Annotated in this window: 10 protein-coding genes; 1 reads left to right on the forward strand and 9 read right to left on the reverse strand. The window is 73.2% G+C overall.

The annotated features are described in order from the left end of the window. Positions 1–163 precede the first annotated feature (163 nt). On the forward strand, positions 164–5,806 hold the full coding sequence (locus tag AB0G56_RS16955) for a DNA-binding protein (RefSeq protein WP_360969797.1): 5,643 nt from the start codon (positions 164–166) through the stop codon (positions 5,804–5,806). Between the two features lie 153 nt (positions 5,807–5,959). Here AB0G56_RS16955 and AB0G56_RS16960 read toward each other — a convergent pair whose 3' ends face one another. From AB0G56_RS16960 to AB0G56_RS17000, 9 genes are all read right to left on the reverse strand, one after another. Continuing rightward, positions 5,960–7,828, reverse strand: coding sequence for an arabinofuranosidase catalytic domain-containing protein (locus tag AB0G56_RS16960; RefSeq protein WP_360969799.1), 1,869 nt, complete (start codon positions 7,826–7,828; stop codon positions 5,960–5,962). A gap of 232 nt (positions 7,829–8,060) precedes the next feature. Then, on the reverse strand, positions 8,061–9,860 hold the full coding sequence (locus tag AB0G56_RS16965) for a sugar-binding domain-containing protein (RefSeq protein ID WP_360969800.1): 1,800 nt from the start codon (positions 9,858–9,860) through the stop codon (positions 8,061–8,063). A gap of 210 nt (positions 9,861–10,070) precedes the next feature. Continuing rightward, the gene (locus tag AB0G56_RS16970) at positions 10,071–10,679 is read right to left on the reverse strand and encodes a hypothetical protein (protein ID WP_360969801.1); all 609 of its coding nucleotides are present in this window, start codon (positions 10,677–10,679) and stop codon (positions 10,071–10,073) included. A 6-nt stretch (positions 10,680–10,685) separates the two neighbouring features. Continuing rightward, a complete protein-coding gene (locus AB0G56_RS16975) occupies positions 10,686–11,522 on the reverse strand; it encodes a carbohydrate ABC transporter permease (RefSeq protein WP_360969803.1) in 837 nt (278 codons plus the stop codon). Continuing rightward, positions 11,519–12,487, reverse strand: coding sequence for a sugar ABC transporter permease (locus tag AB0G56_RS16980; RefSeq protein ID WP_360969805.1), 969 nt, complete (start codon positions 12,485–12,487; stop codon positions 11,519–11,521). Before AB0G56_RS16980 ends, AB0G56_RS16975 begins: the two co-directional genes overlap by 4 nt. Next, positions 12,484–13,821, reverse strand: a complete 1,338-nt coding sequence (locus AB0G56_RS16985; RefSeq protein ID WP_360969807.1) for an ABC transporter substrate-binding protein — start codon at positions 13,819–13,821, stop codon at positions 12,484–12,486. Before AB0G56_RS16985 ends, AB0G56_RS16980 begins: the two co-directional genes overlap by 4 nt. Before the next feature lie 59 nt (positions 13,822–13,880). Further along, a complete protein-coding gene (locus AB0G56_RS16990) occupies positions 13,881–14,609 on the reverse strand; it encodes a cupin domain-containing protein (RefSeq protein WP_360969809.1) in 729 nt (242 codons plus the stop codon). Beyond that, positions 14,603–15,526, reverse strand: a complete 924-nt coding sequence (locus AB0G56_RS16995) for a PmoA family protein (protein WP_360969811.1) — start codon at positions 15,524–15,526, stop codon at positions 14,603–14,605. Before AB0G56_RS16995 ends, AB0G56_RS16990 begins: the two co-directional genes overlap by 7 nt. Further along, a complete protein-coding gene (locus AB0G56_RS17000; protein ID WP_360969813.1) occupies positions 15,523–16,671 on the reverse strand; it encodes a Gfo/Idh/MocA family oxidoreductase in 1,149 nt (382 codons plus the stop codon). Before AB0G56_RS17000 ends, AB0G56_RS16995 begins: the two co-directional genes overlap by 4 nt. Between the last annotated feature and the right edge of the window lie 169 nt (positions 16,672–16,840).

Below are 16,840 nucleotides of genomic sequence, written 5' to 3' on the forward strand. Positions count from 1 at the left end.
CACGGACAGCGCCGCCGCCGGGAACCGGCCCGGTAGCCCTGACGGCCCTGGCGGGTCCGGGAGTTACGTCGGGGGCGTAACGCACAGCAGGCACAGCACGCTCGGCACGCACAGAACGCAGAACACGCACGGCACGTACAGAACGCACGGAAGGCGCGCATCCATGAACGGCTCAGCCACCGAGGACGGACCGACGGGGGAGGCGGCAGCGGAGGCGCGGGCCGAGGAGCTGCTGCGGGCCGGTGCCGTGCTGCCACCCGGAGCCACCACCGCGGACGCCCGCGCCGTGCCGATGCTCACCCAGGCCTACCGTCATCCCGCCCTGGACGACCGGATCGTCGTACGCCTGGTCGCCGCGGAGCCCGCCGAGGACCCCGGCACCGGATTCCTCGGCCTGGAACCCGAAGGCGAGGCGGTCGAGGTCGGTCTCGGGCGGCCCCGTGCCCTCGGCTTCCCGGAATGGGTGCTGGTGCACCACCCCTCGGACGGGCACCTGGCGATGTCCGTGACCGAGGAGATGGACCGGATCGCGCGGACCGCGCAGTCCAGGCCGAAGAAGGCACGCGCAGCCTACGAGGCGATCGGCGAACGCCTCGCCGGAGCGGTACCCCACTTCCTGCCGACCTTCTACGAGCAGGCGGGCCGGGTGTTCCTCGCCTCCGACGAGACGACGTACGCGTCCCTGATGTTCGTCAACGCCCGCAAGGCCGAGACGGCGTACGCGCTGCCGTTCGACGAGGAGCGCATGGACGCGGTCTTCCTGGAGTTCTCCCTGGCCGAGGCCGTGCCGACGAAGATGCTTTCCAGCTATGCCAAGGGCCTGTCGTCCCGGGTCCCGCCACAGACGGCGTTCCGGCACCTGCGCCGGCTCTTCGTCCGGCTCGCGGCACACGGGCTGGCTCCGTCGAGCCCGGGCGCGGGTGACCTGCGCCGGTTGGCGAAGGAGACCGCGGGCAAGGGCGCCCTCGCCGAGGAGATCGCCCATCTGCGCGAGATGCTGGTGCAGCCCGGCACACAGAAGGCGCCGCCCGGCTGGTGGAAGGCCCACCGGCGGGCGTTGCTGGAGCTGACCCGCAAGGAGCCTGCTTTCCGCGGGGTCCTGCTGGGGCTGATGCCCTCGGGCTGGGAGAGGGAGGAACTGCCCCAGTGGCTGGACTTGTTGGAGACGTCCGGTGCCGCCGCCGGGCTGTGCGACACCGCGCTGCCCGCCGACGTGCGTCCGCCCGACGGCGCCTCCGGGTGGGTCCGCAGACTCCTGCCGCTGGTGGAGTCGCACACACCGGCCGAGGTGCATCCCCTCATCGAGCGCATGGCCGGCGCACTGCGCACCGAACTCCGCCCCGAGCCGGGGGACGATCCGCGCTCCGAGCCGGGGGACGATCCGCGCTCCGAGCCGGGCGTGGAGCCGGGCCCCGAACGGGGCGTGGAGCCGCGCTCCGAGCCGGGCGTGGAGCCGGGCGTCGGTCCGAGCCCCGGGCCCTACCTCTGCGCGGACCCTCTGCCGGCCGTCCATGACGTGAACCTCCTCGACCAGTTGCTGGCCCTCGGCATACCGGTGGCGGACCCCCCGCCCCGGCACTCCCTCTCCCTGGACCGGTGGGCCGTCGACGAGAACCGGCGCGATCTCCGCGCGCTGGAGGCCGACCCCCGCTTCCGGGGGGCGTTCCGGCGCAGTTGCCCCGGATACCGGGGGAAGGACGACGTACGGACCCTCACGGCGTTGGCCGAATCCCCCGGCGGACGCCCGATGCTCGCCGAATGGACGGGCGAGGTCGCCCGCAAGTACCTGCCCGTGGAACTCGCCGGGTTCGCCGCCCCGTACGACCGGCCGCTCGACCCGCTCGACTGGCTGCCGGGCGAAACCCTGGCGCTCGCCGAGGACGCGGTGCGCGAGGCACTGAGCACCGGCCTGGCCCCGGCGCTCACCCGCGCCCTGCGGTCGGGCATCATCGACGAACTGGGCTGGCCCGCCTGGGAGGAAGCCGTCGCGGCAGCCGGTGCGCCGTACCCGGCAGGCCACATCCACGTCAGCGACGCCTGGCCCCACCTTGTCGTGCTGGCCGGCACACAGGCCCGCGTGATCGACGCGCAGGGCACCGTGCACACGCACGAACTGCGTCTGCCGCCCGAGGTGACGGACCAGCCCTCGGTCTGGGGTCTGCGAGCCGTCGGCTGCCGCTACGTCGACGGGGAGCTGTTCGTCTGGTGGAGCCCGCCCTGGCCCGCCGACAAGCAGGGCTACTGGGAGCGCAGCGCCCCGGCGCCGTTCCCGACCGATCCTGAAGCCGTCCGCTGCGACTCGATGCGGGAGTACGGTCGGCACCTGCCCTCCGTCGCCCTTCCGCTTCCCGAGGGCGGGGTCACCACCGGGGCCGGGGTACTGCGCCCGGGGGACACCGCCGTCCCCGAGGAACGGCACGTGATCAGCGACGGGACGTCCTACTGGGTACGGGCCGGCGAGTGGCACACGTACGACCCGTTCACGGGCACGCGCGGCGAGCCGGGCATGCCGGACTGGTTCGCCGAGGGCCTGCGCGACGCACCGCCGCACAGCACCCTCGCGAGGAACAGCCGGCTGCTGCCCGCCCCGCACGCCGAGCCCGGCCCGCTGTGCGCGCCGGTCGGCGGACTGATCGGCTGGCGGGTGGTGGAACTGCCCGACGGCTCCCTGCGCGGCGAGGACCTGGCCGGACGCTCGGTCGTCGCGCGCCAGACGGGATCCCACCGCCTCACCCGGGAACTGTGGCACGTGCTGGAGTTCCCCGGTTCCGACCGGCCGCTGGCGGTGGTCCAGGACGGTGCCCCCATCAGCCTGTTCGACGCGGACGGCACGCTGATGGCCCAGTTCCCCGAGGGCACCCCTGCCTCGACGGCGCAGAACCGCAGGGCAGGCTTTTCCGCGGGCACCGCGCTGCTGCCGCCCCTGCGCTACTGGCACCTGCTCCAGCCGCGCGACCCGCAGGGCTCCGCGGCGCTCCGCCGGCTCGACGAGGGCACCGCGGCGGCACTCCTGGCGGCGGCCGTGGCCGAACCGCGACCGGACGCAGCCGGAACGGGCGACGACGCGGACACGCGGGCGGCCGGGCCGCCGGTCGCAACCGGCGGCCCGGACCCCCTGTCCGACCTGATCCGTACGTTGCTCCCGCAGGTCACCCATGAGGCACTGCGCGCGGGCATCGCCGGGGTCGTGCGGCTCGCCGCCGGCTGTCAGCGCACCCTGGACGCGGCGCTCGCCCGCCTGGACACGGCTGTGGGCGGCGCCGGGGGACAGGCCGGAACGGAAGGGGAACAGGCGGCCCCGGAGCGGACGCAGGGGGAGGAGAACGCCGGGCAGGAGCAGCCCCCCGGCCCCACCGCCGACCCCGGAGCCACCGCCGACCCCGGCCCCACTTCCGACCCCGGAGCCACCGCCGACCCCGGCCCCACCGCCGACCCCGGCCCCACCGCCGACCCCGGAGCCACCGCCGACTCCAGCCCCGCCGCGTCCTCCGGCCCCACTTCCGACTCCGGCCCCACCTCCGACTCCAGCCCCGCCGCGCCCTCCGGTGCCACTTCCGACTCCAGCCGCACCGCCGACCCCGGCGCCAACTCGGCCCCCGCCCCCAGCCCCACCGCCAGCCCTGCCCCCAGCCCCATCGCCGCCCCCACCCTCAGCCCAAGCCCGAGTCCCCGCCCCGCCCCGCCCGCAGCCCCCGCCCCGGGAGACGCCACGCTCGCCGCCGCGCTGGACGGCCTCGGGCTGCTGGGCACCTTCATGGGCCGCGGCGTCTACTACAACCTGCACCACTACCTCGTAGACGCCCTGCGTCTGGTCGGCCGGTCACGGCGCGGCCACGGCGAGCCGGTCCCGCCCGGTCACGTGCACGTCTCCTTGCCCAGGTCGGAGCCGTTGGACCACCTGAACTGGTGGGGCCTGGCCACACTCCCCGCCACTCTCGCGCTGCGGGCCGCCTCGGGGGCCACCTCGGACAGCGACCGGACCGTGCTTGACGCCTACCTGGCGGAACTGGACGCCCAGAACCTCTCCGCACCCGACCCCGGCCAGTGGCGCCGCGCCCGACTACGTCTGGCCGACGTCCTGTTCGAGGGCCCCGGCGCCCTGCCGGCCGTCCCCTCCACGACAGCCCTGCTCGACCTGGAGGACGGCGCGTTCCTCCTCTTCCCCGGCCAGTGGTACCGCTTCCCCGACCGGCCGCCGCTGCCCGCGACGGAGGGCAGGGAGTTCGACGTGATCCACCACGATCCGCGGGGCCTGTTCCACGTGCCCGCCCCCTACACCCTCGTGCACACCGGACCGTTCAGCGCCGGACCCGCGCGTGCGCCCGGCTGGCTCGCGGCCTTCCGGGCCGAACTCGCCGAACGCGGCCCGGCGCCGTGGCGCCCGGAGGCCGCCGAGGAGTTCGCCCGGCTCACCGGCGTCACGCCGACCATGGGCCGGCTGGTGGCCGCCGGACTGCCCATGATCGACGACGAGCGCGAGCCCGTACCCACCGCAACTCTGAAGGTTATCGGCGTGAAGGCGGCCGACGCGCAGATCGCCAAGGACCTCCTGAAGGCCGTCGACGGCGACGCGCGCCGGGCGGTCGTGGCGGCACTCCTGCCCGCCGACCCCTCCCGGCTGTGGACGCACGGCCCCGACACGACCGCCGCGGCCGAGGTCTGGAACGAGCGGGTGGGCCGGCGCAGCCCCCTGCCCGAGGACGTACTCCACGACACGGTCCGCACCGTGTCCCCCTCGTGGTGGGAGCCGTACGAGGCGCTGCACGGCTTCCTCCACCCGGAGCGCGAACCGAAGCTGACCCACGACCTGCAATGGGGCATGACCGGTTACGGCGCTCCGTCGGCCCGGGGCCGCGGCTTCGACTCCGACGCGCTCAAGGGCGCGGTGGCCCTGTCCGCCTGGCTCGCCCACCGCCTCCCTTCCGGGGACCCGCTGCGCGCCACCCTCCCCGGGGTACTGGCCGCGGTACGCGAGCGACTGGCCCACCCGGGCCTGCTCATCCGGATGGACAGGTGGAACGGCCTGGACGACCTCCGCCGCAACCTCGGCGAGCCCACGGAGACCGGCGAGAACTTCGAACGCTACGGCGCGGTCGTCCTGAGCACCCGGGTCCTGAACACGGGGAGCCCGTCGGTGCACCCCGCCGTCCGTCCGGTGCTGCTCGACGAGTCAGGCGGCGATCCGCACCTGCCGCTCCTGTTCCCCGAAGAGGGCCCGACCGCCGAACAGACCGCTCTGCGCCTCGCCCACGACGAGCGGTTCGCCCTCCTCCTCGCCGACCCCGGCGAACCGGTGGCGGGCGGGCGCGACGAGGAGGGCCTGTGGTGGCCGCAGAACCCGGCCCTGTCCGTACCCGACCTGGTCACCGACGCGGCCGGACGGTACGGCATCAGTGAGGACGCGGCCGTTCTCCACCTGATGCTGCTCGCCATGCCGGACCCGACCGACCGCAACACCGCCCGCTGGACCGGATGGGCGAAGCAGCGGGGCGGGGCGGCCCGGCTCCGCGCCGCCCGCGCCGAACTCGGCGCGACCGACCTCGTGGTGCAGGGCACCCGCACCAGAGCCGGACGGTCCCTGTTCCTGCCCGGTGCCTGGCAGGCCCTCGCCAAGCCCCACACACCGCTGGAACGGTGGAAACTGCCGCTGTACGACCTCCTCCACGGAGAGAACGCCGCGCTCGGCGTCGTCGTCCCCACCCAGCCCGTCGCGGACCTCTACCGTCGGGCCTGGCAGCGGGTCCTGGACGGCGACGGACCCCGTCTGGAGCAGATCGCCGTACCGCGCCCGCGCAGCCGCCGCTGAGCCCGGCCCGGGGCGGGGCGGGGCGGCCGTCGTCCCACGGACGGCCACCCCGCCGGTCCGAACACCCGGCCGCCGGTCCGAACACCCGGCCACCGGTCCGCCCGCCACCCCGCCCGGCCGTCGGCTCGCCCGCCGGCCGGGCGGGCGAGCGCGTCAGTTGAACGCGAACTGCTGACCGGGGGCCTTCGCGTCGCAGTCCCTCAGTTCGAGCCGGGCCCCGTTCACGGGAGTGGCGCCGGGGTCGGACAGGCAGCGGCCGGAGGCCACGTTCCTGACCGTGCCGTCGGCCTGCTGCTGCCAGCGCTGGGCCGGGGCGGCATCGCAGTCACCCAGTTCGATCCCGGTCCCGTTCGCCGTGCCCGAACCCTGCGGCGTCATGCACCGGCCGAGAGTGCGGAGCGAGCCGTCGCCGAGATTGCGCGTCCACTGCTGGTCACGGGCGGCGGCGCCGCCCAGCGGGAGAGTGCGGCAGTCCCAGACCTGAACGGCCGCGTGGTCGCCGCCGACGTCGTCGCCCGAGACGTCCACACACTTGCCCCCGTGGTGCAGCGGGGTCGTGGTGATGAACCGCTGGGACGCCTCGCCCCGGCACGCGGCGAGACGGAGCGCGGGCCGCCGGTCATGGCCCGCCACGGTCAGGCAGCGCCCTGTGCCGACGTTGCGGACACCGCCGTCCGGCTGCGGTTTCCACTGCTGGCCGGCCGTGCCGGTGCAGTCGGCCAGTACGACTCCCTCGGCGTCCCCCGTCGCCAGGCAGCGGCCCAGCGCGGTGAACGCGGCGGTGCCGAAGTCCGACGCCACCCAGTGCTCGTCGGCCGCCATCGTGTGGCAGGTGCCCGCTTTGACCGGTGTGCCCGCCACGGCGTCGTCACGGCCCGCGGCCGCCAGGCACCGGCCCTCCGGTGTCATGATCGGTGCGCCTGTGCCCGGGCCCGTGGAATCGGCCTGGTAGTGCTGCGCGGCGATGTCGGCCTGGACGAGGGCGTCGGCCGCATCTCCGGAGTACCCGGCCGTCATCACACCTTCGAAGAAGGAACCGATCCCGCGATTGCTGTTGTCACCGCCGGTGCCGAGCACGATGGAGCCCTCCAACCGCATCGGTGTGTACCGCGCCGAGGGCAGGGGGCCCTCGTACCAGGTGGACAGGGGGCCGCGCTGCGCGTCGGCGCCCTTCAGGGCGAACCGGTCGGTGCCGTTGTTCTTCAGCAGGGCGGTGACGAACTTGCCGGCGTTGCCCTGGTTGCCGCGGTACGTGCCGGTGCCGCCCTGGAAGACCCCGTTCTCCAGGTCCGCCTGCACCCACGGTCCGGTGCCGGTGGCGCCGTCGCCGTTCATGTACGAGATGTTGACCGCGTCCATGTGGCCTTCACCGGTGTCCTCCGGCCTGGTCTCCACGTTGCCGAAGTCCGAGCAGCAGTCGTCGTTGACGTTGGTTCCGCTGGCGACCTCGTACATCGACTCCGGCTGCGCCCCGCGAGCCGTTCCGGTCGTGACGACGCTGGAGCGCCGGTAGCCGGTCTTCTTGGGCAGGTGGAGGCCGTAGGCCCGGTGGCCGGCGATCGAGACGGGCAGGGCGTCGGCCACCGCGCCGGAGTTCTGCGGCCCTGCCGTGCCGGGGCCCGCGACGGTCAGGTCGTTGTGGCGGGCGGTCTGGTCGTAGACGATGCTCACCGTGCAGGTGGTGCCGGCGCAGAAGGCGTCCTGGGTCGCGGCGTCGGCGTAACCCCCGCGGCTGAGCAGGCCGACGTCGTGTGTGGCGTCGTTGTCGGACCGCTGGACCTGGTAAAGAGGGCCGTCGTAGCCGCGGAACAGCGCGCGAGTGGTGCTGAACGCGGCGACGCAGGGTGTCTTCGCGTCGGCGTAGATGTCACACGGGCCGCCGTGACCGCGGCCGCGGGCAGGGTCCGCGTCGGCCCGGCCGGCGGCCGGCGCCGTCGATGCCGCCGCCAGGAGCAGGAGGATCGCGAAGAGCAGGACCGGGACCGGCCGACGTGCTCGGGAACGGGCTGGAGGAGCGGGCATAGTCGTGTCCGATCTGTGTCGTTGACTGTCTCGTCGACTGCGTCGTTGACGAGGTGGAACGGACGAGGTGGAACGGACGAGGTGGAACGGACGAGGTGGAACGGACGAGGTGGAACGGACGAGGCGGAAGGGACGAGGTGGAACGGCCGACGGGCCGGCAGCCGACGTGCCCGTCCCGGACGTGACACGCGCCCAGGCACGTCGGCGCCCCGGCCCGGCGCCCCCGGGGGCGTCAGCGGGCGCGGGGCCGGGCGAGGATCTCCCGCAGTCGCGCCACCGGGATCTTCGGCTCGCGTTCGGCCGTCAGCAGACCGTTGGTCTCCTGCTCCGTGTCGGTGAACTGGGTGTAGCAGAACCCGGCGAGCCCCGAGTCGACCGCGGCCGCCACCAGGGCCGCGGTGCGCTCGGCGAAGGCCTCGGGGCCGGCGACGGTGTCGTAGCCGAACCACGCCTCGCCCGGGGCGGGTTCGAAGGTGGCGCCGCCGAACTCGCTGAGGACCACGGGCTGGCCCTCGTGGCGTACGCCGTCCAGGACGAGCCTTCTGGCACCCGGCCACGGCTCGGTGAAGCCGCCGTCAGGCAGCACGGGACGGGCGTAGCGCTCCTTCAGCACCTCCGGGTGCTGGCTGTAGTCGTGGACGCCCCAGATGTCGGCGGCGGAGATCTCCCAGCCGTCGTTCGAGACGGCCGGGCGGGCGGGGTCGAGCGTCTTGGTCAGGTGGTACAGGGCGTCCATGAAGTGGCGCTGGGCCGGGACGAGCGCGGGATGGGGAACCGACCACGACTCGTTGACGGGCACCCAGGCGGCGATCGAGGGATGACTGAGGTCGCGGGAGACCGCCTCGGTCCACTCGGCGACGACCCGCTCGGTGGTCTGCGTGCCGAAGACGTACGCGGACGGCATCTCCTCCCACAGCATCAGGCCGAGCCTGTCGGCCCAGTAGAGGAAACGGGGGTCCTCGATCTTCTGGTGGATCCGCAGCCCGTTGAGGCCGATCTCCTTGGCCAGTTCCACGTCACGGCGCAGCTCGGCCTGAGAGGCGGACAGGTGGGAGTCGGGCCAGTAGCCCTGTTGGAGCGCGAACCGCAGGAAGTACGGCCTGTGGTTGAGGAGGAAGACGCCGTCGCGCCAGCCGATGTCGCGCAGGCCGAGGTAGGAGGTGACCCGGTCGACGGTGGTGTCGTCCGCGGCGTCGGCGAGCGTGACCGCCGCGTCGATCAGGTGCGGATGCTCGGGGCTCCAGAGCAGGTCGTCGAGATCCTGCCCGTGTCGCAGAGCGGGCACCGCGATGTCGAACGCCGTCTCCTGTCCGTCGGTCAGCATCCGCTGCTCGGCGAGGACGCGCTCGCCCCGGGTGAGGCGGACCGTCACGTTCAGGGGGCGCCGGGGCCACTGCGCGAGCCGCAGCCGGCACTGCACGCGGGCGTGCGCGACGTCGGGCACCCAGTGCAGCGCCGTCACATGTGTGGCCGGGACCTCCTCCAGCCAGGCCGGCTGCCAGATCCCGGACGTGCGGTGGTACCAGATGACGTGGGGCTCCGGGCGCCAGTCCTGCTTGCCGCGCGGCTGCGTGGCATCGTGCGGCTGGTCCTCGGCGCGCACGACCAGGACCTGTTCCCCGTCCCGGTCGACGGCTTCGGTCAGGTCGCAGGTGAAACCGGTGTGTCCGCCCTCGTGGCGGCCGACGGGGCGGCCGTTCAGCCACACCTCGGCCCGGTGGTCGACCGCCCCGAAGTGCAGGAGGAGACGCCGTCCCGCGGCGGGCCTGGGCACGTCCACGGTCCGCCGGTACCAGAGCACGGGGTGGAATCCGGTGTCCTGGACGCCGGAGGCCTTCGACTCGGGCGGGTAGGGGACGGTGATGGTGCGGACGAAGACCTCGGCGGCGTCCGGGTCCATCCAGCGCTCGGTGCGGCCGCGGTCCGCGTCGTCGTGGGCGAACCGCCACGGACCGCTCAGGTCGCGCCAGTCGGGGTCGCGGACGAGCTGCGGCCTCGGGTGGCCCGCGGCGTCCAGGTGCGTGTGAGGCATGCGGAAACTCCGGTGGTGTCGTGCAGGAGCGAGCGTGGGCAGGGGTGACGCCGGTGGTGGTTCGCCGGTGGCGGCTCGGGTGCGTGGTCGGTCGGTGGCGGCTCAGCTGCGTGGTCGGTCGGCGGCGGCTCGGGTGTGCGGTCGGTCGGTGGCGGCTGAGGTCTGCCGTCGGCCCGAGGCAATTCAGGTCCGCCGCCGGTCCGCGGCACGTCAGGTCTGCCGCCGGTTGGCGGCGGAGCGGAGGTCCACGACGGTGGCGGCGAACGCCAGCGGTCCGGGCAGCAGGGGCAGCAGCAGCGGTATCGCCCAGGCGAGCAGCGCGGCGAGCAGGGCGGCGCCGCCCAGCAGGAGCGTGCCGCGCGGGTCGGCGGCCGAGCGGACCAGGGCCTCGCGCGCGGACAGGCCGTGCGGGGCTTCGAGGGCGGTGGCCCGCAACCCCACGACCGCCGCGCCCAGGGCGAGCAGCGCCAGGACGGGTGCCATGACGCCGGCTCCGGGCAGCGCGCTGTGCACCAGGGCGGCGTCGACGAGCAGCACCAGGACGAGCAGGGGCGGGAGCAGACCGGCGGCCAGCGAGCCCGCGGACAGATGTGTGCGCAGGTGACGGAGGCAGGCGCCGGCCGTGGCCTGCGCACCGGTGTCGATGGTCTTCCTGAGGGTCGCCGAGGCCGCCGAGAACGCGGCCGGGACGGTGATCACGGGGAGACAGGCGAGCGTTGTCAGCAGGCCGACCAGCAGCATGTCGGCGAAGAGGGAGAAGCCAGGACCGAACACCTCTCGGGGCTCTCGGCGGTCGGTGGGCGCGGGTGTGTGGGTCACGGCGGCTCAGCCCTTCAGCCCGGAGGTGGCCATGCCCTGTACCAGGTAGCGCTGGAAGACGAAGAAGAACAGCACGATCGGCAGCACCGAGATCACGGACATCGCGAACATCGGGCCGTACGCGGAGGTGCTGGACTGGTCGACGAAGCTGCGCAGGGCCAGCGTGATGGTGAACTTCTCCGGCGCGAACAGGTAGATCATCTGCGTGAAGAAGTCGTTCCAGGTCCAGATGAACGTGAAGATGGCCGTGGTGATCAGCGCGGGCCGGCTCAGCGGCAGCGTGATCGCCCAGTACGTGCGGAACGCGCCGCAGCCGTCGATGCGCGCCGACTCCTCCAGCTCACGCGGCAGCCCGCGCATGAACTGCACGATGAGGAAGACGAAGAACGCCTCCGTGGCGAGGAACTTGGGCAGGATCAGCGGCCAGTACGTGTCCACCAGGCCCAGCCGGTTGAAGATGATGTACTGCGGGATCAGCACCACGTGGTGGGGCAGCATCAGCGTCGCCACCATGAAGGCGAACATCCCCTTGCGCATGCGGAAGCGCAGCCGGGCGAAGGCGTAGGCGGCCAGCGAGCAGGACAGGACATTGCCGACGACGGCGCCCGCGGCGATGAGGAAGGTGTTGCCCAGCAGCCGGCTGACGGACACGCCGGACACCCCGTCCAGGGCGGTCGTGTAGTTCGACCACTGGAGGTGGCTGGGCCACAGGTCGAGGCTGGTCACCACCTCGTCGGCGGGCTTGACCGAGGTGGCGAGCAGCCAGGCCAGAGGGTACAGCAGGACGAGCAGGGCCACGGCCGCGATCGTGTGCGGCACCCAGCGCTTGCCGGCGAGGTTCATCGTCCCTCCTCGTCCGCGTAGAAGACCCAGGACCGGGAGGTCCTGAACAGGATCAGGGTGATGACACCGACGGCGATCAGCAGCAGCCACGCCATCGCCGCGGCGTAGCCCATGTGCGAGGCGGTGAAACCGCGTTCGTAGAGGTACAGCGTGTAGAAGAGGGTCGAGTCGGCCGGGCCGCCGTCGCCGCCGCTGATGGCGAAGGCGGGTGTGAACACCTGGAAGGACTGGATCATCTCCAGGACCAGGTTGAAGAAGACGACCGGGGACAGCATCGGCACGGTGACGGAGACGAACTGCCGCCACCGGCCCGCGCCGTCCAGCGCCGCCGCCTCGTAGAGTTCGGGCGAGATCTGCTGCAGCCCCGCCAGGAAGATCACCATGGGGGCGCCGAACTGCCACACCGTCAGCAGGACGACCGCGTACACCGCGAGGTGGGGATCGCCGATCCAGCCGCCGGCGTGGATGCCGACCGCGTCCAGGACGTGCGGGACGGAACCGCCGTCGTTGAACAGCGCCCGCCACACCAGGGCGATCGACATGCTGGCGCCGAGCAGGGAGGGCGCGTAGAAGGCGGAGCGGTAGAAGGCGCGGCCGCGGCCGAGGTTCTTCAGCAGCATCGCCACCGCGAGGGCGAACGCCAGCTTCAGCGGTACGGCGATCACCACGTAGAGGAGTGTGGTGCCGACCGAGCGCCAGTAGCGCGGGTCCTCGGTGAGCATCTCGGTGTAGTTGCGCAGGCCCACCCAGTGCGGGGGGTCGAACAGGTTGTAGTCGGTGAACGACAGGTACAGCGACACCGCCATCGGCACCAGTGTCAGGACGACCGCGCCGATCATCCACGGGGACAGGAACACGTAGGCGGGCCACTGCTGTTCACGCCGCCGCGGGCGGCGCCCGGCGGGTGGGTGCGATGCGGTCGTCCCTCGGGCGCGCACCGGCGCCCCGGTCGTCGTCGTACTCATGACCGCAGCTCCCGGTCGGCCTCGTCGATGAGTTCGCGCGCCGCCTGCCGGGGGGTGGTCAGGCCGAACATCACGCGCTGGTAGGCGCGCCCGAAGGCGATCTGGATCGGGACGTCGCCGCGCGGCGGTGCGGCCGGCGGCGCGTCCAGCCCGTACTTCTCCATCTTCTGGGCGTACTCGTAGATCTCCAGCTCCGGCCCCTTGAGGGTCTTGGCGATCCGGGCGGCGACGACCCGGTTGGGCGGGGTGGACCGGGTGAAGCCGAGGATGTCGCCGGCCCGTGTGTCGTTGAGGAGGAAGTCCACCAGCGCGAGCGCCTCCTTGGGATGTCTCGTGTGGGCCCCGACGCCCAGGAGCATCGAGGGTTTGAAGTAAGCGCCCTGCCGTCCGCCGGTCGTGGGTACCGGAGCGAAGTGGACGTTGTCGCCGAGCAGCGCCGGATACCCGGGGAACGGCGCGTCCCAGGTGAAGTCCGCGGCCGCGAGACGGCGGCCCATGGGGCTGGTCTCGGTGGTCTTGGCCTGTGCCGAGTCCTCGGCCTGGGCGATGGCGCCTTCCCTGCGGAGTGTGTCGCAGAACGTCCAGAACCCGGCGAGGTCGTCCTCGGTGAACCCGAGGTGGGTCTGGTCGGCGTAGAGACGGCCGCCGCGGCTGCGCAGCCAGTCCTCGAAGACGTCCTCGTTGCCGCCGCCGTCGTTCGCGCCCGTGAAGGGGCGCCCGTCGGGAGACGTGAGCTTCAGCGCGGCGATCTTCCTGTTGGCCTGCGCCCAGTCCTGCCAGGTCCAGCCCGGTCCGGGGGTGGGGACGCCCGCCTTGCCGTAGACGGAGGCGTCGTAGGCGTAGCCGGTGATGCCGCGCCCCATCGGCACGGCGTACTGCTCGCCCCGGTAGCTGCCGGTGCGCACGAGCCCCGGGTCCATCTCGGAGGTCCGGATCGTGCCCTTCTCGACGGCCTCGCCCAACGACAGCAGCGCTCCGCCGCCCGCGTACTGGGAGATCTGCCGGTAGTCGAGCTGGGCGACGTCGGGGATGCCGCCGCCCGCCGCCTGGGTGGCCAGCTTCTGCTTGTAGGCCCCGAACTCCGCGTTCGACGTGCGGACCGTGATCCCGGGGTGCTCCTTCTCGAAGAGCCGCACGGCCTTGTCGGTGCGCGCGGCCCGGTCGTCGTTGCCCCACCAGGAGAACGTGAGGGTGACGCCGCCGCCGGTACTGCCGCTCGCGGTGGAACAACTGGAGAGGGTGGCCGTCAGCGCGGTACTGAGGCCGAGGGCGGCCGAGGCCAGGACGGCCCGGCGGCGCAGGAGTGGGCGCTCACCGCTTCGGGGCTCGGACATGGGGGCCTTCCGGAAAGGGGGGAGGGGGTGGTGCGGGTACTGCCTGGCTGGGTGTGCCGTCAGATGCTGGGGTAGACGTCGAGCCGGCCGCACATGCCGAAGCGACCGCGGGCCGCGGGCCCGGTCGCGGCGACCGCGCCCCGGGTCAGATGGCTCGCGTCTCCCGCGCGCAGCGCGTCGAGCTGGGCGGCGGTGGCCGCCGCGGCGGCGTGCGCGCCGCCCTGCCAGCGCTCCCGCCATTCCGCCAGGCGGGGCCGCACCAGCGCGGCGGCGGCCCGCTGGAAGGCCGCGAGCGGCCCGGGGTCCCCGGCCTCCGTGGCCGTGCGCAGCTCCAGGAACCGGCGGGTCGCCAAGTCCCTTCGTGCGCGGACGACTTGCTCCTGCCGCTTCTCGGGTACGTCGGCGGGGGCACGCACCGCGTCGGTGTACGTCCCGGCGTCGGCGAGGAGGTCCTGGGGGAGGGTCAGCACCGCGTCCCCCGCCTCCGGCAGGCCGCTGTTCTGCATCACGACGGTGATCTCCAGGCCGCCGTCGTTGGTCAGGCGGTGGATCGTGCCGGGGGTGAACCAGGCGACGGTGCCCGGCTCCAGGGGCGTCTCCCGGTAGCCGGAGGTGGTCAGCGTCTGGACCGTTCCCCGGCCCGCCGTCACCACGTACCCCTCGCCGCAGGTCAGGTGCAGGTGCGGGGTGCCGCCTCCAGGGCGGCCGTCGACGGTGGGCCAGTCGTACACCCGGAGCCTGGACACACCGACGGCCGCCGGGAAACCGTCGTACGCCAAGCTCACCACGCGTGTCCCCGCAGGTGTGCGGTGACCCGGTCGCGGTCCCAGGCGCCGTCGGCGACGGTCACCCGGTAGCTGCGGGCGAGGGTGTCGCCCGGGGGGAGGACGAGTTCGTCGTGGAAGGCCCAGGAGGGGGCGACCGCGGCGAACGGGTCACTGCGCACGAACCAGTGCGCGGGATGCGTCCCCTTCGCGCCCGTGTGGTCGTTGCCCGGCGCGTGTTCGAAGATCACGGTGGCGTGGCCGTCGCGGCCGTCGTGCTCGCCGACATAGGCCAGCCAGTCGGCCTGGGCGCCCATCAGGTCGCCGCCGTCGGCCTCGGCGGTGAAGGTCCGCCCGTCGCGGAAGGCCCGCGGTCCGCGCCAGAACAGGCCCGTGTAGCCGGCCGCCGGCCGGCCGTGCGTCGTGGGGCTGCCGAAGCGCAGCGGCTCGGCACGCCGGTTGGTGACGGCCGACGTCCAGGTCAGCGACCAGCTTCCCGCCTCGGCGTCGACGGCGGACGCCTCGACGCGCCGCTCCTCCTCGGCCCACAGCTCCCCGTCGTACGGGTGCCAGGTCAGGCGTTCGGCGATGACGGCGCTGTCGCCCGTGGCGGAGATCTCCTCGAAGGCGGTGTGCGCCATCGAGCCGACCCTCTCGGGGAGGGCGAGATACCCCTCGCCGTGGACATAAGTGTTGCCTCCCCACAGGTTCTGGCCCGACAGGTGGGAGGCGGTCAGCTGCAGTCCCTTGTGCCACCTGTGGTCGTTGGGGCGGTAGTCGGTGACGACGGCGCCGGAGAGGGTGCGGATCGGGTGCAGGTAGGGCTTGGGCGCTTCCCACGGTGCTTCGGGGCGGTACACGTACGTGAACAGCTCGGTGCCGGTGGCCCGGTGGGTCACGGTGATGCGGTCGCCGTGGGTGTGGGTCAGGTTGAGCGTCATGCGGGTGTCTTCTCCTCGCGAGAAGCGGTGGACGCCCAGCCGGGGGCACCGCCGTGCAACTGTGTGTAGTAGGGGTCGCCGGGGACGATGTCGCCCGCGCGGACGGTCGCGTCGGTGAACGCGGACTTGTACAGGGCGGTGATGAACTCGAGTGTCTGCCGGCCGCCGCTGCCGCTGGTGGGATGGCGCCGGCCGGCCCGGATGTCGGCGACGAGCGCGCGCAGTTGGGCCAAATGCGAACTGGGCACGTCGGCGCCGAAGTCGCGCCAGGCGGCCACGGTCTCCTCGGGGACGCCGGGAGCGGGGGTGATGCGCCAGTCGGCGTTGCGGTAGCCGTACAGGTGGGCCAACTCGATGCTCGCGCGCTCGCAGTCGATGCGGATGCGGCTGACCTCGTCGGGACTCAGCACACTGTTGACCACCGTGGCCAGGGCACCGCCGGCGAACCGGACCTGTGCGGTGGAGACGTCCTCGGTCTCCACGTCGTGCACGAGACGGGCCGCCATGGCGCGCACCTCGGTCCACGGGCCCATCAGGTCCAGCAGCAGGTCCGTCTGGTGGATGCCGTGGCCCATGGCGGGACCGCCGCCCTCGGTCGCCCAGCGGCCCCGCCAGGGAACGGCGTAGTAGGCGGCGTCGCGGTACCAGGTGGTCTGGCAGTGCGCTACCAGCGGCCGGCCGAACGCGCCCGCGCGCAGCAGGCGCCGCACATGGCGCGCGCCCGAGCCGAAGCGGTGCTGGAAGACGATCGAGGCGTACGGGTCCGTGTCACCGCCCTTCTCCGCGGCCTCGATCGCGTCGTAGTCGGCCAGCGAGGGGCACGGCGGCTTCTCGCACCACACCCAGGCACCGGCCCGCAGCGCGGTCACGGCCTGCTCCCGGTGCACGGCGGGCGGCGTGCACAGCACCACGAGGTCGGGGCGTACGTCCGCCAGCATGGCGTCGAGGTCCGTCGACCGGTAGGGGATCGCGAAGTCGTCGGCGAAGGCACGCACCGCGTCGGCGTCGGCGTCGACCGCCGCGACCACCTCCGTCTCGTTCTGGGCGGCCGTCGTCCGCAGAGCGGGCAGATGACCGGAGCGCGCGATCCCTCCGGTGCCGACCACTGCGGTGCGCAGGGGGATGGGCGAACGATGCGCAGACATGCGGTCCCTCTCGTGAGACGGTCAGCGGTCCATCCGATGAAGGAAGCGACGGATCGGCAAGCGCTTGCTATCGGTTCCAACGTTGTAACAGCGGGGCGTCCGCAGGGTCAACCCCTCGTCAGGTAACGTCTGCGGAGCCCATGGTGGCGGCCGGGAGTGCCGACACCCC

Source organism: Streptomyces sp. NPDC021356, assembly GCF_040641015.1.
GTDB lineage: Bacteria > Actinomycetota > Actinomycetes > Streptomycetales > Streptomycetaceae > Streptomyces.